The 20,856-nt window shown below is 73.3% G+C and carries 21 protein-coding genes; 11 read left to right on the top strand and 10 right to left on the bottom strand.

What is annotated here, in order from left to right; translation table 11 throughout:
- The first annotated feature begins 462 nt into the window (after positions 1–462).
- A complete protein-coding gene (gene serA, locus E1166_RS04265; RefSeq protein WP_132262534.1) occupies positions 463–2,061 on the top strand; it encodes a phosphoglycerate dehydrogenase in 1,599 nt (532 codons plus the stop codon).
- Between the two features lie 202 nt (positions 2,062–2,263).
- Here serA and E1166_RS04260 read toward each other — a convergent pair whose 3' ends face one another.
- Entirely contained in the window at positions 2,264–2,623 is a 360-nt protein-coding gene (locus E1166_RS04260; RefSeq protein ID WP_132262532.1) for a hypothetical protein, read from the bottom strand.
- 363 nt (positions 2,624–2,986) lie between these two features.
- On the bottom strand, positions 2,987–3,838 hold the full coding sequence (locus E1166_RS04255; RefSeq protein WP_243710147.1) for an FAD:protein FMN transferase: 852 nt from the start codon (positions 3,836–3,838) through the stop codon (positions 2,987–2,989).
- A 243-nt stretch (positions 3,839–4,081) separates the two neighbouring features.
- Between E1166_RS04255 and E1166_RS04250 the strand changes: the two genes are divergently transcribed.
- Both E1166_RS04250 and E1166_RS04245 read left to right on the top strand, forming a co-directional pair.
- Entirely contained in the window at positions 4,082–5,113 is a 1,032-nt protein-coding gene (locus E1166_RS04250; protein ID WP_132262528.1) for a 3-isopropylmalate dehydrogenase, read from the top strand.
- A gap of 219 nt (positions 5,114–5,332) precedes the next feature.
- Positions 5,333–6,430, top strand: coding sequence for a branched-chain amino acid aminotransferase (locus E1166_RS04245; protein WP_132335944.1), 1,098 nt, complete (start codon positions 5,333–5,335; stop codon positions 6,428–6,430).
- Positions 6,431–6,532: 102 nt separating this feature from the next.
- On the opposite strand, the gene E1166_RS04240 is transcribed toward E1166_RS04245, so the two are convergent.
- From E1166_RS04240 to E1166_RS04220, 5 genes are all read right to left on the bottom strand, one after another.
- Positions 6,533–6,916 carry a VOC family protein gene (locus E1166_RS04240; protein WP_132335942.1) on the bottom strand — a complete coding sequence of 128 codons (384 nt, stop codon included), beginning with the start codon at positions 6,914–6,916 and terminating at the stop codon, positions 6,533–6,535.
- A 64-nt stretch (positions 6,917–6,980) separates the two neighbouring features.
- Entirely contained in the window at positions 6,981–7,670 is a 690-nt protein-coding gene (locus E1166_RS04235) for a tyrosine-protein phosphatase (protein ID WP_132335987.1), read from the bottom strand.
- 146 nt (positions 7,671–7,816) lie between these two features.
- Positions 7,817–8,275 carry a PRC-barrel domain containing protein gene (locus E1166_RS04230; protein ID WP_132262520.1) on the bottom strand — a complete coding sequence of 153 codons (459 nt, stop codon included), beginning with the start codon at positions 8,273–8,275 and terminating at the stop codon, positions 7,817–7,819.
- A gap of 217 nt (positions 8,276–8,492) precedes the next feature.
- On the bottom strand, positions 8,493–9,023 hold the full coding sequence (locus E1166_RS04225) for a carboxymuconolactone decarboxylase family protein (protein WP_132335940.1): 531 nt from the start codon (positions 9,021–9,023) through the stop codon (positions 8,493–8,495).
- A gap of 2 nt (positions 9,024–9,025) precedes the next feature.
- Positions 9,026–9,586, bottom strand: coding sequence for a peroxiredoxin (locus E1166_RS04220; RefSeq protein ID WP_132262516.1), 561 nt, complete (start codon positions 9,584–9,586; stop codon positions 9,026–9,028).
- 360 nt (positions 9,587–9,946) lie between these two features.
- Between E1166_RS04220 and cimA the strand changes: the two genes are divergently transcribed.
- Positions 9,947–11,530: a citramalate synthase gene (gene cimA, locus E1166_RS04215; protein ID WP_132262514.1), complete on the top strand. Its 1,584-nt coding sequence runs from the start codon at positions 9,947–9,949 to the stop codon at positions 11,528–11,530.
- Positions 11,531–11,599: 69 nt separating this feature from the next.
- Here the strand turns inward: cimA and E1166_RS04210 are convergent, their stop codons facing one another.
- Positions 11,600–12,583, bottom strand: coding sequence for an endonuclease/exonuclease/phosphatase family protein (locus E1166_RS04210; protein ID WP_132335938.1), 984 nt, complete (start codon positions 12,581–12,583; stop codon positions 11,600–11,602).
- Positions 12,584–12,926: 343 nt separating this feature from the next.
- Here E1166_RS04210 and E1166_RS04205 point away from each other — a divergent pair, with 343 nt between their 5' ends.
- From E1166_RS04205 to arfB, 7 genes are all read left to right on the top strand, one after another.
- The gene (locus tag E1166_RS04205) at positions 12,927–13,448 is read left to right on the top strand and encodes a hypothetical protein (protein WP_132335936.1); all 522 of its coding nucleotides are present in this window, start codon (positions 12,927–12,929) and stop codon (positions 13,446–13,448) included.
- Positions 13,449–13,638: 190 nt separating this feature from the next.
- On the top strand, positions 13,639–14,688 hold the full coding sequence (locus E1166_RS04200) for a MoxR family ATPase (protein ID WP_132335934.1): 1,050 nt from the start codon (positions 13,639–13,641) through the stop codon (positions 14,686–14,688).
- Complete coding sequence (locus tag E1166_RS04195; RefSeq protein ID WP_132335932.1) at positions 14,685–15,680, top strand: DUF58 domain-containing protein; 996 nt, start codon at positions 14,685–14,687, stop codon at positions 15,678–15,680. Before E1166_RS04200 ends, E1166_RS04195 begins: the two co-directional genes overlap by 4 nt.
- Complete coding sequence (locus E1166_RS04190) at positions 15,677–16,636, top strand: VWA domain-containing protein (RefSeq protein ID WP_132335930.1); 960 nt, start codon at positions 15,677–15,679, stop codon at positions 16,634–16,636. The genes E1166_RS04195 and E1166_RS04190 overlap by 4 nt, the downstream gene beginning before the upstream one ends.
- A 96-nt stretch (positions 16,637–16,732) precedes the next feature.
- Positions 16,733–17,593, top strand: a complete 861-nt coding sequence (locus E1166_RS04185) for a trypsin-like peptidase domain-containing protein (RefSeq protein WP_132335928.1) — start codon at positions 16,733–16,735, stop codon at positions 17,591–17,593.
- 106 nt (positions 17,594–17,699) lie between these two features.
- A complete protein-coding gene (locus E1166_RS04180; protein ID WP_132335926.1) occupies positions 17,700–18,005 on the top strand; it encodes a hypothetical protein in 306 nt (101 codons plus the stop codon).
- Between the two features lie 9 nt (positions 18,006–18,014).
- A complete protein-coding gene (gene arfB / locus E1166_RS04175) occupies positions 18,015–18,440 on the top strand; it encodes an alternative ribosome rescue aminoacyl-tRNA hydrolase ArfB (protein WP_132335924.1) in 426 nt (141 codons plus the stop codon).
- A 45-nt stretch (positions 18,441–18,485) separates the two neighbouring features.
- Here arfB and E1166_RS04170 read toward each other — a convergent pair whose 3' ends face one another.
- Both E1166_RS04170 and E1166_RS04165 read right to left on the bottom strand, forming a co-directional pair.
- Positions 18,486–19,349, bottom strand: coding sequence for a 3-methyladenine DNA glycosylase (locus E1166_RS04170; RefSeq protein ID WP_132335922.1), 864 nt, complete (start codon positions 19,347–19,349; stop codon positions 18,486–18,488).
- 33 nt (positions 19,350–19,382) lie between these two features.
- The gene (locus E1166_RS04165) at positions 19,383–20,825 is read right to left on the bottom strand and encodes a hypothetical protein (protein WP_132335920.1); all 1,443 of its coding nucleotides are present in this window, start codon (positions 20,823–20,825) and stop codon (positions 19,383–19,385) included.
- Positions 20,826–20,856: the final 31 nt, after the last annotated feature.

The raw sequence follows: 20,856 nt of genomic DNA, 5'->3' as shown, positions 1-20,856 counted from the left end.
TGTCGCCACCATGATCGGCTCCGGCTGCGCCAGAACGCGCTGTCGGACATCCAGGGTCACCGCGAGATGCCGCATACCGAGTGAATCAAGCCCGATGCCGACCGGCTTCCCACCTGCTGGGAGAGGTGACCAGGGCCTCGGTCCGTCGTGGCGGCGAGAAACGCGTGACGCAGTCCCCGCCGACCCGACGGCCCCGACAGCGGTTGCGGTGGGCGCAGAGCGCGGCCGGCCGCGGTGGGGCACGTCAAGGCGCGGGCGGCGGATGAACAGGGGATGACAAGCGTGCGACAGAGTGTGTGAGGGCACTCACCCCACGCCCCGGGACACCTGGGCCGGTGGGCCACCTACGATCCATGAAGAGGTGCGTAGCCGGCACCTGACGGCCATGGCACGGATCAGCGCGGTACGCAGCGCGGCGTCCTGACGCTCCAGGCCGACCACATACGACGTCTACGAGGACCGATGAATCCTGTCGTACTGATCGCCGAAGAACTCGCTCCCGCCGCCATCGAGGTGCTCGCGCACGACTTCGACGTCCGCCACGTCGACGGCGCCGACCGCCCGGCCCTGCTCTCCGCGCTCGCCGAGGCCGACGCGGTGATCGTGCGCAGCGCCACCCAGATCGACGCCGAGGCGATCGCCGCGGCGCCGCGGCTGAAGGTGGTGGCCCGGGCCGGCGTCGGGCTGGACAACGTCGAGGTGCCGGCCGCCACCGCGCGGGGCGTCATGGTCGTCAACGCCCCGACCTCCAACATCGTCTCCGCCGCCGAGCAGGCGGTCGCGTTGCTGCTCGCCGTGGCCCGCAACACCGCCGCCGCCAGCGCCGCGCTGAAGGCGGGGGAGTGGAAGCGGTCCAAGTACACCGGCGTCGAGCTGCAGGGCAAGACGGTCGGCGTGGTTGGCCTCGGCCGCATCGGCGTGCTGTTCGCCCAGCGGATCGCCGCCTTCGGCACCCGGCTGATCGCGTACGACCCGTACATCCAGCCGGCCCGTGCCGCCCAGCTCGGTGTACGCCTGGTGGGTCTGGAGGAGCTGCTGCGGGAGAGCGACTTCATCTCCATCCACCTGCCGAAGACCCCGGAGACCGTCGGGCTGATCGGTGAGAAGGAGTTGTCGATCGTCAAGCCGGGCGTGCGGATTGTCAACGCCGCCCGGGGTGGGCTGGTCGACGAGCAGGCCCTGGCCGACGCGATCGCCGAGGGCCGGGTGGCCGGCGCCGGCGTCGACGTGTACGCCAAGGAGCCCTGCACCTCCTCACCGCTGTTCGCCTTCGACAACGTGGTGGCTACCCCGCACCTGGGGGCCTCCACCCACGAGGCGCAGGACAAGGCCGGCCTGGCCGTGGCCAAGAGCGTCAAGCTGGCCCTGCAGGGCGAGTTCGTGCCGGACGCGGTGAACGTGCAGGCCGGCGGTGTGGTCGCCGAGGACGTCCGTCCGCTGCTGCCGCTGGCCGAGAAGCTGGGCCGGGCGTTCACCGCCGTGGCCGGCGGGGTCGCCGCCAGCGTCACCGTCGAGGTACGCGGCGAGATCGTCAACCACGACGTGTCGGTGCTGAAGCTCGCCGCCACCAAGGGGCTGTTCAGCTCCGTGGTGGAGGAGCAGGTCACCTACGTCAACGCCCCGCACCTGGCCGCCGAGCGGGGGGTCGAGGTCAGCCTGGTCACGCAGGCCGAGACGACCGACCACCCCAATCTGGTCACGGTCCGCGGCGCGCTGCCGGACGGTCGTACGGTCAGCGTCTCCGGCACCCTCACCCAGGCCGGCGCCCGTGACGTTCCCAAGCTGACCGAGGTCGACGGCTTCGACGTCGAGATCGGCGCGGAGGGCATCCTGGTCTTCCTGCGTTACGTCGACCGTCCGGGTGTGGTCGGCACCGTCGGCACCCTGCTCGGCGAGGCCGGCGTCAACATCGCCGCGATGCAGGTCGCGCGCCGGGAGGCCGGCGGCGAGACGCTGATGACCCTCACCGTCGACCAGGCCCTGGGTGCGGACCTGCTCACCTCGGCGGCCGACTCGATCGGGGCCACCGCGGCGAGTGCGGCGGACCTGCGCGACGAGTAGCCCGGATCCGACGTCGCGGGGCCCGGCCGGATCGGCCGGGCCCCGCGTGTCCGAGGTCGGCCAGTGATCCGCAACGGGCCGGTTCAGCGCACGACCGGCGGCGTCGGTTTCAGCGCGCGAGGCGCGCGCAGGCTCAGCGTGAGGCGCGCGCAGGCTCAGCGCGAGACGCGCGCAGGCTCAGCGCGAGACGCGCGGTGTCGGTTCAGCGCGCGAGGCGTGACGGCGGGGGATAGACCGAGCCGTCCTGGGCGTCGAAGATCATCAGGTCGCACTCGCCGGCCAGCCGCTCGATGTCGAGCAGCACCTGGTCCTCGCAGGTCGGGACGAGGTACAGCTCGATGTGGTCGTTGGCGGTGTGCAGCGGGAGGGTCGCCCACGGGGTGCCCACCCTGGCGGGGCGGTCGGGGTATGTGGCGGTGATGGCCCGGTAGAAGGCGACGAGGCGTGGGTCGGGGTGCCGGTCGCCGTGGCGTACCCCCTCACGGCACTGTCGTACCGCCGCCCGGACGTCCTCGGGCGTGGCCTCGGCCGGCAGCGCCCACACGCTCAGATCGAAACTCACGGCGGACAGCGTGCCATCCGCTGTTCACGCCCGTGCAACGACCCCGCCGACGACATCGGGGAGGGTGATGTCGAGGGCCGCCGCGGGGGTCCGCTGTGGAGGCTCTTGCGTCGAGTTGCGTCGATTCGCTAGCGTACCCGTGCGGTCACCGGCCGGAGTGGAGGTTCCCGGCTCGTCTTCGGGTGGCGACGTCAGGCGCCCGGCCGACCGGCCCGCACCCCTCGATTGCGCGAGCCACGCGCACTCGTCGCTGATCGGCCCCCACGGTCGTTGCCGAGACCGTGGGGGCCGATCGCGGGCCCGTCGACCGCGCCACCGGAGTGGACCCCCTCCACTCCGCCGGCCGACGCGCCCCGGCGCCCCTCAGCGGCGCCGGTGGGCGAAGAGAGCCTGGTATCCCGATTCGTTGCGGAACCATGCCAGTCCGGTCGGACCGGCGGCGTACAGCGCCGTGGCGTAGGCGTCGGCGACCGCCAGGTCGGGCCCGATGACGGTGGCTGCGACGAGTTGCCCGGCCGGCTCACCGGTGTGCGGGTCGACCACGTGCCCCTGCCGGCCGGTCACCCCGGAGGTGCCGACCGCGCCGGCTGTCATCTCCAGCACCAGGGGAGCGCGTCGCCCGTCGGTCGGGTGGTGCACGGCCACCCGCCACGGGCCGCCGTGCGCGGCGTGGCCGCGTACGGTCAGGTCGGCCCCGGAGAGCACCGCGTAGTCGGTGATGCCGGCGGCGCGCAGCCGGGCCGCGGCCCGCTCCACCGCCCAACCGTTGAGCAGGCCGCCCGGGTCGAAGCCGCCGGGCACCGCCCAGGCGTCAAACCATCCGTCGGTGGCCGCGCGCATCGCGGCGCACCGGTCCACCAGATCGGCCAGCGGCGGGTACGACTGGGGGCTGATCTCGCCTCGGCGCAGCCGGGAGACCAGGCTGTCCGGACGGCCCGGTCCGTAGGTGAGGTCGACGGCGCGCAACTCGGCGACGGCGTCGCGCAGCGCGTCACCGACGACCCGGCGGCCGACGTGCGCGGCGGCGTTGAGCAGCAGGGTGTACTCGGCGGTGCGGGTGCGCACGGTGTGCGTGGCGGCGATCCGGTCCCCGCTGGGGTCGGCGGCCCGGTCGACGTGGTGGCTGCGGGTGCCGAGGCGCAGATCCGGCCGGCGCAGCGTGAACGCCGCCTGGTCCAGCCATCGGGTGCGCGGTTGTTCGTCGAGTCCGGCCATCCCGCGGCGCTGGTCGATCCGCATCGTTGCTCCTTCGCTGATCGCGCCGCGTCGTCGCGGCGGATCCGTGCGAGCCCCCGTGACCCGCCTGTGGCCTGACCCTAGGTAGTGGAGATGACCGCACCATGAATGCCAGCTGTGAGCCCTCTGAGCATGGTCGATTTCCCGCATGTTGGAAGACGTGTACCGGGAAGCGGGACGGCGGCGTACGGTGCACGGGAACGACGAGGTGAGGAGCGCCAGGTGGCACGGATCGCGGTGGTGGCCGGGGACGGGATCGGGCCCGAGGTGGTCGGGCAGGCCCGCAAGGTGCTCGACGCCGTGCTGCCCGGAATCGAGGCCACCGAGTACGACCTCGGCGCGGCGCGCTACCACCGCACCGGCGAGGTGCTGCCCGACTCGGTGCTGACCGAGCTGGCCGGGCACGACGCCATCCTGCTCGGCGCGGTGGGCGACCCGACGGTGCCGCCGGGCGTGCTGGAGCGCGGTCTGCTGCTCAAGCTGCGCTTCGCCTTCGACCAGTACGTCAACCTGCGCCCCTCCCGGCTCTGGCCGGGCGTGGCGGGGCCGTTGGCCGCCGTCAAGCCGGGGGAGGTCGACCTGGTGGTGGTCCGGGAGGGCACGGAAGGGCTCTACGCCGGCGCCGGCGGCTCCCTGCACCGGGACACTCCTGCCGAGGTCGCCACCGAGGAGAGCCTGAACACCCGGCACGGTGTGGAGCGGGTGATCCGGGACGCCTTCGCCCGCGCCACCCGCCGCGAGCGGCGCAAGGTGACGCTCGTACACAAGACCAACGTGCTGACCCACGCCGGGTCGCTGTGGGCGCGCACGTTCGAGGCCGTCGCCGCCGAGCACCCGGACGTGACCACCGAGTACCAGCACGTCGACGCCGCCGCGATGTTCCTGGTCACCCAGCCGCAGCGGTACGACGTGGTGGTCACCGACAATCTCTTCGGCGACATCCTGACCGACATCGCCGCCGCGGTCACCGGCGGCATCGGGTTGGCGGCCAGCGGCTGCATCAACCCCACCGGGGCGTACCCGTCGATGTTCGAGCCGGTGCACGGCTCGGCGCCGGACATCGCCGGCAAGGGGCTGGCCGACCCGGTGGCCGCGGTGCTCTCCGCCGCCCTGCTGCTCGACCAGTTGGGTCATCCGGACGCCGCCGCCCGGGTGACCGCCGCGGTCGCCACCGAGCTGGCCAACCGAACCCCGGGCGTACCCTTGCGCACGGAGGAGGTCGGCGACCGGCTCGCCGGGTACGCCGTATCCTGACCGGGCGTTGCGTCGCCCGTCCCCACCGGTCCCGTCGCCCGGGTCCGCCCGGGCCGGGTCGCCCCGCTGTCCGGCGGCCGGCACCCTCGTGCCCGCCGATCGGATACCCCGGACCGCCTGCGCGGAGCTATCCGCTGAACGACCGTTCCGGGTAGGTTTTCTGGCACGACGTCGGCGTGCGGTCCCGTGCGCCGTTGAACCCTCAGGGAGGTCAGCGCGATGAGCGGTGGTGACAAGCTCGATTTCGAGATCCGTCCGAATCCCGCCCCGGTATCCGCCGCCGACCGGGCCGCCCTGCTGGCCAACCCGGGCTTCGGTCGGGTCTTCACCGACCACATGGTCACCATCCGCTACGCCGAGGGCAAGGGCTGGTACGACGCCCGGGTCGAGGCCCGCGCCCCGATCCCGATGGACCCGGCGAGCGCCGTCCTGCACTACGCGCAGGAGATCTTCGAGGGGTTGAAGGCGTACCGGAGCGCGGACGGCGCGGTCACCCTCTTCCGGCCCGAGGCCAACGCCGCCCGGTTCGTCGCCTCCGCGCACCGGCTGGCGATGCCGGAGCTGCCGGCGGAGACGTTCGTCGAGTCGTTGCGGCGGCTGGTGGAGATCGACCGGGACTGGATCCCGGAGGGCTCCGACGCCAGCCTCTACCTGCGCCCGTTCATGTTCGCCAGCGAGGTCTTCCTCGGCGTCCGTCCGGCCAACGAGTACCTCTACTGCGTCATCGCCTCGCCCGCCGGGGCGTACTTCGCCGGCGGGGTCAAGCCGGTCACGGTCTGGGTCTCCCCGGACTACACCCGGGCCGCCCCGGGCGGCACCGGCGCGGCGAAGTGCGGCGGGAACTACGCCGCCTCGTTGGCCGCGCAGGCCGAGGCGATCGAGGCGGGCTGCGAGCAGGTGGTCTTCCTCGACGCGGTGGAGCGCCGCTTCGTCGACGAGCTGGGCGGCATGAACGTCTTCTTCGTGTATGACGACGGCACCCTGGTCACCCCGCCGCTGTCCGGCACCATCCTGCCCGGCATCACCCGGGACGCCGTCCTGGCCCTGGCCGCCCGCTCCGGGCACCGGGTCGAGGAGCGGCCGATCAGCTTCGCCGACTGGCAGGCCGACGCGGCCAGCGGCCGGCTGCGCGAGGTCTTCGCCTGCGGCACCGCCGCGGTGATCACCCCGATCGGCCGGGTGCGGTTCCCCGACGGGGAGTTCCTCATCGGCGAGGGTGGGCCGGGCCGGGCCACAATGGCCCTGCGGGAGCAGCTCGTCGCGATCCAGCGCGGCGAGGCCGAGGACCCGCACGGCTGGGTGCAGCGCATCCTCTGAGCCGTCGACGGTGTCCGCCGGCCCGCCCCGCGAGGACCGGCGGACACCGTTCGCGCTGACCCTGCACAGCGGGTCCGTCATCCGGCGGTGCCGGCGGCTCGGTCAGGGCCAGATCCGTGCGTGGGCCTCGAACACCGCCGGCGGCGGGCTCGCCACCGGCAGTACGCACATCAGGTGTCCGCCGGGCGCCCGCAGCACCCGGCACTCCTGCCACCGTGCCACCTGGGTGGCTCCGAGGGCGAGCAGGCGGGCCGTTTCCGCGTCGACGTCGTCGGTCTCGATGTCGATGTGCATCCGGGGCGCGTCGTCGACCGCCTGGATCGCGAGGCCCACCTCCGGGAGTGCCTCGTGCAGGCTGACGAACTGCGGTTCACCCGGGAGCGGCCGGGCCGGCGCGCCGAGCGCCGCCGACCAGAAGGCGCTGGCCGCGGCGGCCTCGTCCTGCGGTGTGTCGATCAAAATCGCGTGCACTCGGCTTCGATGCATCGGTGCACGATACCGTCGCGGCTGCCCGGCAGGGTCGGCTCCGCCGGGTAGGCTGCCGGCGTCGTCACGCCAGCAGGTGGGCGCGCAGGGCGGCGAGTTGGGCGTCGGTCAGCCCTGCTCCGCGCAGGTAGTCCTCCACCGAGCCGTACCGCTGGCGAAGCCTGGCCAGGAAGAGCGTCATCGCCTCGGCGGGGGTGGTGAGCGGGGGTTGCCCCAACCGCCCGCCCACGGAGGCGTACCAGGTCTGGAAGCGTTCCAGCGCCGCGGCGCTTAGCGCGTAGTCGGCGGCGATGTCGGCGTCGGCCACGCCGAGCGCGGCCAGGGTCAGCGCGCAGACGACGCCGGTGCGGTCCTTGCCGGCCACGCAGTGCACCAGCACCGGGGCGTTCGCCGCGTCGGCGATCAGGCCGACCGCCTCGGCCAGGCCGGCGGCTCCGGTCTCGGCGAGTGCGGTGTACCGGTCGGCCAGGTAGCGAACCAGGTCGCTGCCCGGCTGGTAGGGGTTCTCGGCCCAGTCGACGTGCTCCGGGTGGATGTGCCGGTACGCCACGCCGTCCAGGTGGGGCACCCGGCCGTCCCGCTCGACCTCGGCGGGCCGGCGCAGGTCGACGACGGTGCGGACACCCAGGGCGGCGAACGCCGACAGGTCGGTGCCGTCGAGCCGGTGCGGCGTGTCGGAGCGGTAGAGCCGCCCCCAGCGGACGGTGCGGCCGTCGCGGGCGGGATAGCCGCCCACGTCGCGGCAGTTGAACATGACGGAGAACGGGAGGTGGCGGGCGGGCTCGACGTCGTCCACACCGGACACGGTAGTGGGTGGTGCGGCCACGGTCACCGGTCGTCCATGCTCGGCCGGTCCCGGCCTTGGCGTTCGGCCCGTCGGCCGCCTCACTGGCCGTCGGGTCAGCGGGCCGTGCCCGGAGGCAGGTTGCCGTACGTGTCGTCGTAGTAGCCGCCCAGCGTGTCCCGGTACGCCGGGTCGCTGTGTGCGGTCTCGTCGTACTCCGGCGCGGCCTTGATCTGGTCGCGGCTGCGGTCGACGTGGACCTTCCGGTCGGCGTGGTCGACCTGGTTGACCGTGCCGGCGGGCAGCATGACCTTCTTGCCGAAGATCCACGGTCCGGTGTCGACGACGAGATAGCTGCCGCCGACCTCGTGGCTCGCGCTGTCGATCTTGCCGATGCCGCCGTCGGTGGCCTCGACCTTGTAGCCGACCAGGTCGGCGTCGGTCACCCCGGCCTCGTCCCGGTAGCTCCACGGTTGGAAGGCACCGCCGGGCGCACCACCGGCGACGGCGCCTTGGCCGTCGTCGACAATCGGGTCGGTGCTGCCGTGGGTGGCGCGCGGGTCGAGCCGGTCCATCACTGAACTCCTGCCTCGGCTGTCGACAGCCGTCTCGGCGCTGCGGCTGCCATCGTCCGAAGATCAGGTACCCGGTCCGGCTGTCTCCACACCCTCGGTCGCCGTCGCGCCCCGGACCGGTCGGTTCTCCGGCGACGCGTACCGCTGCCCGTCGCGCTCCGGCACGCCGACGGGCCGGCGCCGCACGTGGCGGCACCGACCCGTCGGACCGTACGGCTCAGGCCAGGGCGGCCTGCGCGTCGAGCGCCACTGCGGCGGCGTGCACGACGGCGGCGATGCGCAGCCCCTCGTGCACCTGCTCCCGGGTGAACCCGGCGGCGCGCAGCGCCCTCTCGTGCGACTCCAGGCAGACCCCGCACCCGGTGATCGCCGAGACGGCGAGGCACCACAGCTCGAAGTCGCCCTTGTCCACGCCCGGTCGGGCGATGATCTGCATCCGCAGCCGGGCTGGCATCGAGGCGTACTGCTCGTCGCCGATCAGGTGCTTGGCCCGGTAGTAGACGTTGTTCATGGCCATGATCGTGGCGGCGCCCTTGGCCGCCGCGACCGCCTCCGGCGTCAGGTGCGCGGCGGCCTCGTCGGCGATCTCCGCCAGCACCCGCGGGTTGCGCGCGGCGACGGCGCAGGCCAGGGCGGTGCCCCAGGCCTGCTCCGGCTTGAGCGTGGAGGTGCCGACGGTGGAGCCGAGGTTGAGCTTGATGTCCTTGGCGTACTCGGGCAGCGCCGCCTTGATCGCGTCCAGACCCATCGTCAGACCCCGGCGCCGGCGAGGAGGGCGTTGGCGTCGAGGGTGGCACCACCCTTGTTCCAGTTGCACGGGCACAGCTCGTCGGTCTGCAGCGCGTCGAGCACCCGCAGCACCTCGGAGACGTTCCGGCCGACCGAACCGGCGGTGACCATGGCGAACTGGATCTCGTTGTCCGGGTCGACGATGAAGGTGGCCCGCTGCGCCACGCCGTCCTCGCCGAGTACGCCGCAGGCGGCGCTCAGCTCGCGCTTGATGTCGCTGAGCATCGGGAACGGCAGCTCGCGCAGGTCCGGGTGGTCCTTGCGCCAGGCGTAGTGCACGAACTCGTTGTCCACCGAGACGCCGAGCACCTGGGCGTCCCGGTCGGCGAACTCGCCGTTGAGTCGGCCGAACTCGGCGATCTCCGTCGGGCAGATGAAGGTGAAGTCCTTCGGCCAGAAGAAGACAACCCGCCACTTGCCCTCGTGGGACTTGTGGTTGAGCGTCTCGAACGCCTGGTCGGCGTCGAGGGAGACGCAGGCGGTGAGTTCGTACTCGGGGAAGCGATCACCGACAGTGAGCACTGGTCCTCCTTGACAGCGGCACCGGGGCCGGTAACTGGATCGGTTCCGGATACTTTCGTAGCGATGTTTCCTCCTGGTGGCGACCGGGTGACTTGTGAACTCGATCACCAATGGCAGGTTTTGCCCGCAATGCGGCGGTGGATCAGGTATGGCGCACCCGGAGTCATCGTCCCGCCATGTGGATTGTGCTCCCAGAAGGCGGTCCGCGGTGGCAGAGTGGCGACCGTGAGCAGCACCGTCCTGATTATTGGCACCTAGCGCGCCGGCTTACCCTCCGCCGAGCGCGCAGACCTCCCGCACCCCGCGGGGGGTCTTTTTGTTGCTCCCCCGTTGCTCCCCGCCCGCGAAGAAGGGACTCCCATGACGTTCCAGGTGTACGACACGACGCTGCGCGACGGCGCCCAGCGCGAGGGGCTCAGCTACTCGGTGGTCGACAAGCTGGCGGTGGCCCGGTTGCTCGACGAGTTCGGCGTGGGCTTCATCGAGGGTGGCTGGCCGGGGGCGGTGCCCAAGGACACCGAGTTCTTCCGCCGGGCGCGTACCGAGCTGGACCTGAGACACGCCGTGCTGGTCGCCTTCGGCGCCACCCGCCGGGCCGGCGTGGCGGTGCAGGACGACCCGCAGGTACGCGGCCTGCTCGACGCCGAGACCCCGGCGGTCGCACTGGTCGCCAAGGCCGACATCCGGCACGTCGAGCGGGCGCTGCGCACCACCGGGGCGGAGAACCTGGCGATGATCCGTGACACGGTGGCCCATCTGGTGGCCGAGGGCCGTCGGGTCTTCGTCGACGGCGAGCACTTCTTCGACGGATTCCGGTACGACCCCGCGTACACGGCGGCGGTGGTGGAGGCGGCACTCGCCGCGGGCGCCGAGCGGTTCGTGCTCTGCGACACCAACGGCGGGATGCTGCCGTCCCAGGTCACCGCCGCCATCGACGACCTCACCGCGCGTACCGGGATCGCCCCGGAGCTGCTGGGCATCCACTGCCAGAACGACACGGCCTGTGCCGTGGCGAACACCATCGCCGCCGTCGAGGCCGGCGTCCGGCACTTCCAGGGCACCGCCAACGGGTACGGCGAGCGCCCCGGCAACGCCGACATCTTCGCCGTCGTCGCCAACCTCCAACTCAAGCTCGGGCTGCCGGTCCTACCGGACGGCTGCCTGGCGCAGATGGTGCGGGTCTCGCACGCCATCGCCGAGATCGCCAACATCGCCCCCGACACCCACCAGGCGTACGTTGGGGCCGCGGCCTTCGCCCACAAGGCGGGGTTGCACGCGAGCGCGATCAAGGTCGACCCGTTGCTCTACAACCACGTGGACCCGTCGGTGGTGGGCAACGACATGCGGATCCTGGTAACCGAGATGGCCGGCCGGGCCAGCGTCGAGCTCAAGAGTCGCGAGCTGGGCCTGGACCTGGCCGGCCATCCGGAGGCGCTGTCGAAGGTGACCAGCCGGGTCAAGGAACTGGAGGCGGGGGGCTGGTCGTTCGAGGCCGCCGACGCCTCGTTCGAGCTGCTGGTCCGCTCCGAGCTGCCGGGCGCCGAACCGGTGCGGCCGTTCGCGCTGGAGTCGTACCGGGTGCTGGTCGAGCACCGTGAGGACGGCTCGGTGGTCTCCGAGGCGACCGTGAAGATCCGGGTACGCGGAGAGCGGGTGATCGCCACCGCCGAGGGCAACGGTCCGGTCAACGCCCTGGACGAGGCCCTGCGGGTCGGGCTGTCCCGGCACTACCCGGAGCTGCGGCACTTCGAGCTGGCCGACTACAAGGTCCGCATCCTGGAGGGCAGCCACGGCACCGGTGCGGTGACCCGGGTGCTGGTGGAGACCGCCGACGGCGCGGGCCGGGACTGGACCACCGTCGGCGTCCACCCGAACGTGGTCGAGGCATCCTGGCACGCCCTGGTCGACGCCCTCACCTACGGACTCGACCGCACCCGGGTCTGACCGGCCGCCCCCGGCGCGTCGTGCGGCACTGCCGTACCGCCGGGGCGGGCCAGCCGGAGGCGGGTCGGGTCACCCGCCGGGCAGGCGGAGGTGGGCCAGGACGGCGCGGTGGTCGGTGCCGGGGACGCGGTGCACCTCGACCGCGTCCACCGCGATGCGGCAATCGACCAGGACGTGGTCGATGGTGACCGGCGGGATCGGGTCGCCGTCGTACGGCCCCCAGGTGCCAACCAGCCCGGCCCCGGCCGCGTCGGCCGCGTCCACGTACCCGCTGTCCAGCAGGGCCCGCAGCGGGGCGTGGTCGAGGGTGGCGTTGAGGTCGCCGGCGAGGATGCTCAACGGTCCGTCGGGGGTGGCGCGCGGCTGCGCCCGCAGGTCGGTGAGCCAGTCGTCGACCACGTCGACCGCGTACGGGGCGGCCGGGTGGGCCGACTCGACCCGTACCGGCGGCGCACCGGGAACCAGCATCGTCGCGTACGCCTGGGTGAAGGCGAAGCCGCTGTTGCGCCGGAACCCGCCGGCGGTGAGCGGGTGGCGCGCGTAGAGGCCGGAGCCGGTGGTGCCCACCTCGGGGTTGAGCTGCCGGTGGGGAAGCAGTTCGGCCAGGCCGGCCCGGTCCAGCGCGTCCTGCGCCTGCGAGGTGAACTCCTGCACGGCCAGGACGTCGACCCGGTTCCGGCGGACCAGATCGACCAGGACGCCGGCGTCCGCCCCGCCCTTGAGCAGGTTGGCGGTGAGCAGGCGCAGCGCCGGCCCGTCGACGGCCGGTTGCCCGTCGGCGACGGCCCGGGGCGTCACCACGCCGACCAGGGCCAGCGCCGTGACGGCGGCCACCACCGCCGGCCAGCGCCGGCGCAGAGCCAGGGTGAGCGCCAGCACCAGCACGCTGCCGGCTGCGGCGTACGGGGTGAAGGCCAGCGCCTGCACCAGCGGCCCGCGTTCCCACCCGCCGAGGCGTACCACCGCCCAGACCGCACCCGGTACGACGGCCAGCCGGCACACGACGGTCGTGCCCCGACGGTCGATGCGGTGCGGCACGACAGTGTCGATCATGGCGCCAGCCTACCGGCAATTCCCGCCAATTATCGCGACACCCTTTCGTGAGTGGGTCCCCCTTTCCGGCTCGCGTCTTTCATCAACTGTCAATCGGGTGTCGAGACGCGCTGAGCGACTATTGACGGGGGACTTTACTCGGGTTACGTTCCTCCTGGTTGAGGTGCCCAACAGAGCGTAGTAATGCCTGATCAGACCGGGTGCGAGAGGTGGCGAACCGGCCTCTCGTGGTGCGGGGCAAGGGTTTACCCTTCGCTTTCCCGGCCCTTTCCGCAGCTGTTATCCGACTCGCTGGAAGTGCGAGCCGGCGGTGTCACCACGGTCACACAAAGGGAGACCTGTTATGGCCACATTCTTCAGGCGCAAGGCGGCGGCAGTGACGCTCGGCGTCCTGACGCTCACCCTGGCCGGCGGCGGGATCGCCGCCGCCCAACCGACGACCAAGGCCGCGGCCGAGGCCGCCCAGCCCGGGGCTCGGGCGTCCGGCGCCAGCCAACCGCCGGTCTCGGCGGCAGACGCCGCACGGGCCCGCGCGGCGCTCGGCGACCTCCAAACGCAGGCGACCGCTCCGGGTACCGTGGCCTGGGCCGTCGGCAGCAGTGCCGGCAGCCTGCTGCGCGGCTCCCCCGAGGCGGTCTCGGTCACCCGGTACGGCCCCGGCCAGTACCAGGTGCTGTTCAACTACGACGTGAGCCGCAAGTCGTACCAGGCGACGATCGGCACCACGGACCAGTTCAACGTCCCGCCGGCGGGCGAGATCTCGGTCGCCCCGCGGTGGTCGACCATCAACGGGGTCTTCGTCCAGACCCGCAACTCGGCCGGCACCCCGGCGGACCGCCCGTTCCACCTCCTCGTGGCCAACTGACCACAGGCGACGTGCCGGTCCCGGGGACACCGGGGCCGGCACCAGTCCGTCCGACTGACGCCCCGGGCGACCCCGACTTTCGAATCCCGCGCGAGGCCGGCGGGCGGTTCATGCCGATCTGCGCCCAACCGCCCCCGAAGGGCCGGAATATCCGAGGTTTGTCCACCGGGCGGCCCGGGAAGCAAGCACCGTGACGGACATCTCGGACACCCTGGCCAGCCTGCCCACCCCGGTCGTAGAAGATCGAGCCGGCAACGGGTTGGAGCAGACGCTCCTCGAGGTCAAACGGGTGATCGTCGGGCAGGATCGGCTCGTCGAACGCCTGCTCACCGCGATGGTCGCCGACGGGCACTGCCTGCTGGAGGGCGTACCCGGCGTGGCCAAGACCCTCGCCGCGCAGACCCTCGCCACGGTCGTCGGGGGCACCTTCTCCCGCATCCAGTTCACTCCGGACCTCGTCCCCTCCGACATCGTCGGCACCCGTATCTACCGCGCGTCGACCGAGAGCTTCGACGTCGAACTGGGCCCGATCATGGCCAACCTGGTGCTGGCCGACGAGATCAACCGGGCCCCGGCGAAGGTGCAGTCCGCGCTGCTGGAGGCGATGGCGGAACGCCAGGTCTCCATCGGCGGTCGGAGCTGGCCGGTACCGGAGCCCTTCCTGGTGCTCGCCACCCAGAACCCGATCGAGTCCGAGGGGGTGTACCAGCTCCCCGAGGCGCAGCGTGACCGCTTCCTCATGAAGATCGTCGTGGACTATCCGGACGACGCCGAGGAACTGGCCATCCTCTACCGGATGAGCGGCGACCGGCCCCGGCCCCGCCCGGTGCTCGACCCCGGACGGCTGCGCGAACTGCAACGACGGGCCGCCCAGGTCTTCGTCCACCACGCGGTCGCGGAGTACGTGGTCCGGCTCATCCTCGCCACCCGTGACCCGGGTCGGTTCGGGTTGCCCGAGATCGCCCCGATGCTGGCGTACGGGGCCAGCCCTCGGGCCACGCTCGGCCTGGTCGCCGTGGCGCGGGCCCAGGCGCTGCTGCGCGGTCGGGAGTACGTGCTCCCCGAGGACGTGCGGGAACTCGCGGTCGACGTCCTCGCCCACCGCCTGGTGCTCTCCTTCGACGCGGTCGCCGACGGGATCTCCCCCGAGGCGGTGGTGCGCCGGCTGGTCCAGGCCGTGCCACCGCCCACGCTGGCCGCCGGGCAGCCCGAGCAGAGCCGCGACCTGGCGGCGGCATGAGGCCGGCCGCCGCGCCGACGCCCGCCCCCGGACTGGCCGACCTCGCCCCCGACCAGCGTCTGCGCCGGCTGGAACTGACCGTGACCCGCCGCCTGGACGGGCTGCTCCAGGGACAGCACCGGGGTCTGCTGCCCGGACCGGGCAGCGAGATCGCCGGCAGCCGCGAGTACCGGCCGGGCGAGGACGAGGTACGCCGGATGGACTGGGCGGTGACCGCCCGGACCACCGTGCCGCACGTCCGCGAGGTCGACGCCGACCGGGAACTCACCACCTGGCTGCTGGTGGACGCCAGCCCGAGCATGGAGTTCGGCACCGCCGAACTGGACAAGCGCGAGTTGTCGGTGGCCGCCGTCGCCGCGGTCGGCTTCCTCACCGCCGGGACGGGCAACCGGCTCGGCGCCCAGCTGCTCACGGTGGCCGGGCTACGCCGCTTCCCGCCGCGCGCCGGCCGGACCCATTTGCTGAGCCTGCTACGGGCGCTGCTGGCCGCCCCCCGGGCCGGCGGGGCCGACCTGCCGCAGGCCGCCCCGCCCGACCTGGGCGCGGCGCTCGCCGCGGTGCAGCGGGTCGCCGTCCGCCGAGGTCTGGTCGTGCTGGTCTCCGACTTCCTCGACGGGCTGCCGGACCGGCCCGCCGACCCGGCCCCCTGGGAGCCGGCGCTGCGCCGGCTCGCCGCCCGTCACCAGGTGCTCGCGGTGGAGATCACCGACCCCCGAGAGCTGGAACTCCCGGACGTCGGACTGATCACCCTGGTGGACCCGGAGACCGGCCGCCGGCGGGAGGTGTGGACCGGCGACGCCGCCCTGCGGCGGCGCTACGCCAGCGCCGCCGCCGCCCAACGCGAGCAGGTGCGCCGGGCGCTGCGCCGGTGCGGCGCGACCCACCTGGCGCTGCGTACCGACCGGGACTGGACCGCCGACATCGTGCGCCACGTGCACACCCAGCGTCGCCTCGCGGCGGCGCCCGCCGCGACCCGGGGAGGTCTCGCGTGACCTGGCAGTCACCCGCCCGGCTGCTGTTGCTGTTCGGGGTGCTCGCGCTGGCCGTCGGCTACCTGCTCGCCCAGCGGCGGCGCAGCCGCTACGCCGTCCGCTTCACCAACCTGCGGCTGCTCGACCGGGTCGCGCCGGTGCGGCCCGGCTGGCGGCGGCACGTCCCGGCCGGTCTGTTCCTGGCGATGCTGGCGCTGCTGGTGGTGGGTTTCGCCCGGCCCGAAGCCGAGGTGCGGGTGCCCCGGGAACGGGCCACCGTCATGGTGGCCGTCGACGTCTCCACCTCGATGCTCGCCACCGACGTGGAGCCGGACCGGCTGGCGGCGGCCAAGGAGGCGGCCCGCCGCTTCGTCGACGGACTGCCCGACGAGTTCAACGTCGGGTTGGTCGCCTTCGCCGGCAGCGCGGCGGTCCTGGTGCCGCCGAACACCGACCGCGAGGCGCTGCACGAGGGGATCGACCGGCTCGCCGAGGGGATCACCGGCGTGCAGGGCACCGCGATCGGCGAGGCGATCAGCGCCTCCCTCGGCGCGGTGCGGAGCCTGGACCAGAAGGCGGCCGAACAGCCGCCACCGGCCCGGGTCATCCTGCTCTCCGACGGCGCGAACACCTCGGGCATGGATCCGATGGAGGCCGCCTCGGCGGCGGTGACCGCGAAGGTGCCGGTGCACACCATCTCCTTCGGCACTCCCGGCGGCTTCGTGGACCGGGGCGGCCGACCGATCCAGGTGCCGGTGGACGGGCAGACCCTCAGGGCGGTCGCCGAGGACACCGGGGGCCGGTTCCACGAGGCCGGCAGCAGCCGGGAGTTGCGTGAGGTGTACGAGGACATCGGCTCCTCGGTGGGCTGGCGTACGGAACGCCAGGACGTCTCCGCCCGGTTCATCGGCCTCGGGCTGGTGTTGGCCATGGCCGCCGCCGCCGGGTCGATGCGGTGGTTCGCCCGCCTGCCCTGAGCCGGTACGACGACCGCCCGGGCGTGGAAACACGGACGACCGGCGTGGGCCGGGCACAGCGACAGTCCGGGCACAGCGACAGTGAGGAGCGTGTGGATGGCAGCGCAGACCGGTCTGGGTGAGCCGCGGGGGCCCTGGTTCGTCTCACCGGAACTGGGGCCGGACGGACGGTTCCGGTGGGACGTACCGGGGTCGGGGGAGGACCCGTCCCGGCGGCGCTGGGGTGGACGGCTGCTCACCGCGGCGGCGGTGGTCGCCCTCTCCACCGTTTCCGGCGCGGCGGCCGGCGGCTGGGTGGCCGGCCGCGACGGCGGACCGGACGCCACGGCGGCCTCCGCCGCGCCGGTGCCCGCCGAGCTGGTGACCGCCGCGCAGCGCACCGTGCCGGGCGTGGTGTCGGTCCTCGCCGGCAGAGCCGCAACGGGGGCGACCGGTTCCGGCTTCGCGATCGATGACCAGCAGCACATCATCACCAACGACCACATCCTGGCCAAGGGGGGTGGTGGCACGGTGACCGTGGAGCTGCCCGACGGCCGCCGCTACGCCGCCGAGGTGGTCGGCCGGGAACCGGCCAGCGACCTGGCGGTGTTGAAGGTGCCGACGGACGCCGGGCTCGCACCGCTGCCGCTGGCCAAGCCCCGCTCGACGCGGGTGGGGGAGCCGGTGCTGGCGGTCGGCTCGCCGCTCGGGCTGCCCGGCACGGTCACCGCGGGCATCGTCAGCGCGCTGGACCGTCAGGTACGCCTGGGCACCAACCGCCGCAGCGCGGTGCAGACCGATGCGTCCATCAATCCGGGCAACTCGGGCGGCCCGCTGGTGAACGCCCGGGGCGAGGTGGTCGGGGTGAACACCGCGATCGCCACCATCGACGGCAACGGCTCCATCGGCATCGGCTTCGCCATCCCGATCGACCAGGTCCAGCAGACCGCGGACACCCTCATCGGTAAAGGCGGTTGAACGGACGGACAACCCCTAGATCGGCCGTAACGGTAGAAGTGTCAAATATGCGGCGTGGGACCATCGGACCATAGAAATATCACGGTCAGTGTGGATACTGGCGTGGGTGGAGCTTCCTCTCGTTGCGGTCCTGCTCGCGGTGGGACTCTTCCTCGGCTGGGGCGTGGGCGTGCAGTACGCCCGGGCCAAGCGTGGCTGGACCGACTACAAGGCCGCCAAGAAGGCGGTGCCCGGCGCCCGCCGGACGGCATGGCTGCTGGTCCGGGCGGTCACCACCAAGGTGGGGGTGATCGCGCTGCTGCTCGTCGGTGCCGTCGCGTACGCCGCGGTCGGCCCCGACCACGAGCGCGCCGAGCCGGCCCCGAGCCCGTCCCCGACCGCTTCCGCCAGAGCCGGCATGCCGGGGCGCTAGCCTGACCCTGTGGACGATGGACTGCGGGTGACCGACCGGTGGGTCGTTCCCTCCGCCGAACTGCGGGAACGCTTCTCCCGATCGTCCGGTCCGGGTGGGCAGGGGGTCAACACCACCGACTCGCGGGTGGAGTTGAGTTTCGACCTGGCCGCCACCACCAGCCTGCCGCCGACGCTGCGGGCCCGCGCCATGGACCGGCTGGCCGGGCGACTGGTGGACGGGGTGCTCACCATCGCCGCCAGCGAACACCGGGCCCAGCTCGCCAACCGGGAGGCGGCCCGGGAACGGTTGGCGACGCTGCTGCGCGAGGCCGTCGCGCCCCCACCCCCGCCCCGTCGGCCAACCCGGCCCTCCCGAGGCGCCAAGGAACGCCGGCTGGCCGACAAGAAGCGCCAGTCGCAGCGCAAGCGGGACCGTCGAGTCGACGGGGACTGACGCCGGGCGGGGGTTTACGGCCCGGGACGCCCGGGTGCGGGAAGATCAGGCCAGCGCGGTCAGCAGGCGGGTACGGAGCACGGCCGCCCGCTCGGCGAAGCCCCGCTGGGTGGCCGCGTACTCGGCCCGGCCCTCCGGGGTCTCCACCCGCACCGGGGCGTACCCGAGCGCGGCCAGATCGTACGGGCTGGCCCGCATGTCCAGCGCCCGGATCTCGCGGGCCAGGGCGAAACAGTCGGCCACCAGTTCGCTCGGCACCAACGGGGAGAGCTTGTACGCCCACCTGTAGAGGTCCATGTTGGCGTGTAGACAGCCTGGCTGTTCCAGCGCGTGCTGGCTCTCCCGAGTCGGGGTGAGCAGGTTCAACGGCCGGGCCGGCGCGGTGAAGAACCGGTACGCGTCGAAGTGGCTGCACCGCACGCCCCGCTCCTCGACCACCGCTGCCGTCCGCTCCGGGGTCAACCGTAGCGGCCAGGCGTTGTGCCGGACCTCCTCCTGGGTCTGCCGGTACACCATCGCCCACTCGTGCATACCGAAGCACCCGAGGTGCGCCGGACGGCCGGCGGTGGCGGCGAGCAGGGCACGGATCCAGGTGATCGAGTCCGCGCGGCGCTCGCGTACCCGGTCGGTGTCCAGGGTGACCCCGGCGGCGTCGGCGCGGTAGTCGCGCCCGAACTCGCCCGGATCGGCGTCGCGCAGCAGCACCCCCGGCCCGGGATGCCAGCGCCGCAGTTGCGCCGGGCGGTACGCGTAGTAGGTGAAGAGGAAGTCCTCCACCGGGTGCTTCCCGCCCCGCCGGCGGCGGGCCAGGTGCGGCGCCAGCCACGCGTCCACCCGCTCCTCGTGCGCGCGCCGGCGGGTCCGCCAGTCGGCCGCGGCGAGGGCGGCGGGTGCGGGGGCGGCGGTCACCGACCCAGGGTACGACCGTCGCTGCCCCGCCGGTCAGGGCACGTCCACCCGCACCCCGGCGGAGAACACCCCGCTGCGCAGTTCGAGCTGTTCCGGTCTCTGCGCTGCGTTGACGGTGAACACCAGTGGCAGCACCACCCGGCTGCCCGCCGCCACCGGCTGCGCGAAGACGTCCCGGCCCAGGTTGAGTCGCCGGGTGGCGTCCTGGTCGGCGCTGACCCAGTTGCCGCCGGGCAGGTAGGCCCGCTGCAACTCGCCGTGCCACACCTGCTGCTCGGGTGTGAGGTTGCGTACCCCGACGGTGGCCTGGCATCGCCGGCCGGTGCCGGTGCCGGTGTCGCAGACGACCCGGTAGACGGTGAACTCGAACGCCTGCTCCCGCACCGGGGTCCCGACCGTGCCGGTGGCACTCCTTCCGACCCACGCGCCACTGGTGGGCTGCCTGCCCGCTTGGATGGCGGACACCTCCCGGGTGGCGGTGAACCCCGCCGTGGCGACCACCCCGACGAAGAGCGCCGCCACCACCCCACCGACCGCACGGGCCGGCGGCCGACGACGCCGACCCGGCAGGTCGGGAGCCGCCGGTCGCGGGTACACCGTGCCGGTGCCGCCACGGCGGCGCCCACCGGGTGTGACCCCGGCCGGTTCGAGTCCGGCACCACCACCACGCCGCCGCCGGTGCCGCCAACCCCAGAGCGCGCCGACAGTCAGGATCGGCAGCAGGACCAGGGCGGCCAGGATCGGCGGCCGTCGCCACACCGGGGCAGCCGTCTCGGCCTGCCCCGTCGCCGGGCTCGCCGCCGGCTGCCAGGTGGCGGTGGCACAGTCGTACGGCCGGTTGCCGTCGCTGGTGAAGGCGCAGGCCGGAGCGGTGACCGATCGGCCGGCGGTGGTCTGCGCCAGCGTCGTCTGGACGGCGATGGTGCCCTGGGCCGGTAGCCGCAGCCGCCAGGTGACCTCCCCGGTGCCCCGCGCGCCGGTCGCCGGGGTGACCCGACCTCCGGCGCTGACCGCGCTCGTCGACGTACCCGGCGGCAGTTCCTGCCGTACCACCGCGTCGACCGGTCGGCTGCCGTCGTTGCGTACCTGGATCCGGTAGCCCGGCGCCGCTGTCCCGGCCACGGTCACCGACACGGTGACCGGTGGGGCTGGGCGGGGCACTCCCGGGTTCGCCGTGGTGGCCATTCCGGAGGCCGGGACCGCCGGTGTCACCGGGATCACCGCCCCGGTGGCCGCGGCGCCCGGTGCCTGGTGCGCGCCGGGCGCAGGCCGGGCCACTGCGGCCGGGTGCCCAGCGACGGCATCGGCGCGGGGTGACCCGGGGGTCGGGGCCGCCGGTGTCACCGTGGTCACCGCCGGGGTGGCTGCGGCGCCGGTTGCGGGCGGCACCGTGGGCAGGGCCGGCACGGCGGCGAGGACGCCCAGGCCGTGGACGAACGCGGCGAGGGTTCTGTGGTGTCGTCTCGATGCAGGCATGCGAACGAACCTCCGGAGCCGACGCTAGGGG

Source organism: Micromonospora sp. KC213 (genome assembly GCF_004348325.1).
In the GTDB taxonomy this organism is placed as follows: Bacteria; Actinomycetota; Actinomycetes; order Mycobacteriales; family Micromonosporaceae; genus Micromonospora.
This window is presented reverse-complemented; position numbering and strand designations above follow the sequence as displayed.

Bases quoted from the DNA above. Each gene is read 5' to 3' on its own strand.
- E1166_RS04210 (WP_132335938.1), bottom strand. From the start codon at position 12,583: ATGATCGACACTGTCGTGCCGCACCGCATCGACCGTCGGGGCACGACC.
- E1166_RS04240 (WP_132335942.1), bottom strand. From the start codon at position 6,916: ATGCATCGAAGCCGAGTGCACGCGATTTTGATCGACACACCGCAGGAC.
- E1166_RS04245 (WP_132335944.1), top strand. From the start codon at position 5,333: ATGAGCGGTGGTGACAAGCTCGATTTCGAGATCCGTCCGAATCCCGCC.
- E1166_RS04205 (WP_132335936.1), top strand. From the start codon at position 12,927: ATGGCCACATTCTTCAGGCGCAAGGCGGCGGCAGTGACGCTCGGCGTC.
- E1166_RS04165 (WP_132335920.1), bottom strand. From the start codon at position 20,825: ATGCCTGCATCGAGACGACACCACAGAACCCTCGCCGCGTTCGTCCAC.
- serA (WP_132262534.1), top strand. From the start codon at position 463: ATGAATCCTGTCGTACTGATCGCCGAAGAACTCGCTCCCGCCGCCATC.
- E1166_RS04230 (WP_132262520.1), bottom strand. From the start codon at position 8,275: ATGGACCGGCTCGACCCGCGCGCCACCCACGGCAGCACCGACCCGATT.
- E1166_RS04185 (WP_132335928.1), top strand. From the start codon at position 16,733: ATGGCAGCGCAGACCGGTCTGGGTGAGCCGCGGGGGCCCTGGTTCGTC.
- E1166_RS04235 (WP_132335987.1), bottom strand. From the start codon at position 7,670: ATGTTCAACTGCCGCGACGTGGGCGGCTATCCCGCCCGCGACGGCCGC.
- E1166_RS04225 (WP_132335940.1), bottom strand. From the start codon at position 9,023: ATGGGTCTGGACGCGATCAAGGCGGCGCTGCCCGAGTACGCCAAGGAC.
- E1166_RS04195 (WP_132335932.1), top strand. From the start codon at position 14,685: ATGAGGCCGGCCGCCGCGCCGACGCCCGCCCCCGGACTGGCCGACCTC.
- cimA (WP_132262514.1), top strand. From the start codon at position 9,947: ATGACGTTCCAGGTGTACGACACGACGCTGCGCGACGGCGCCCAGCGC.
- E1166_RS04255 (WP_243710147.1), bottom strand. From the start codon at position 3,838: ATGGCCGGACTCGACGAACAACCGCGCACCCGATGGCTGGACCAGGCG.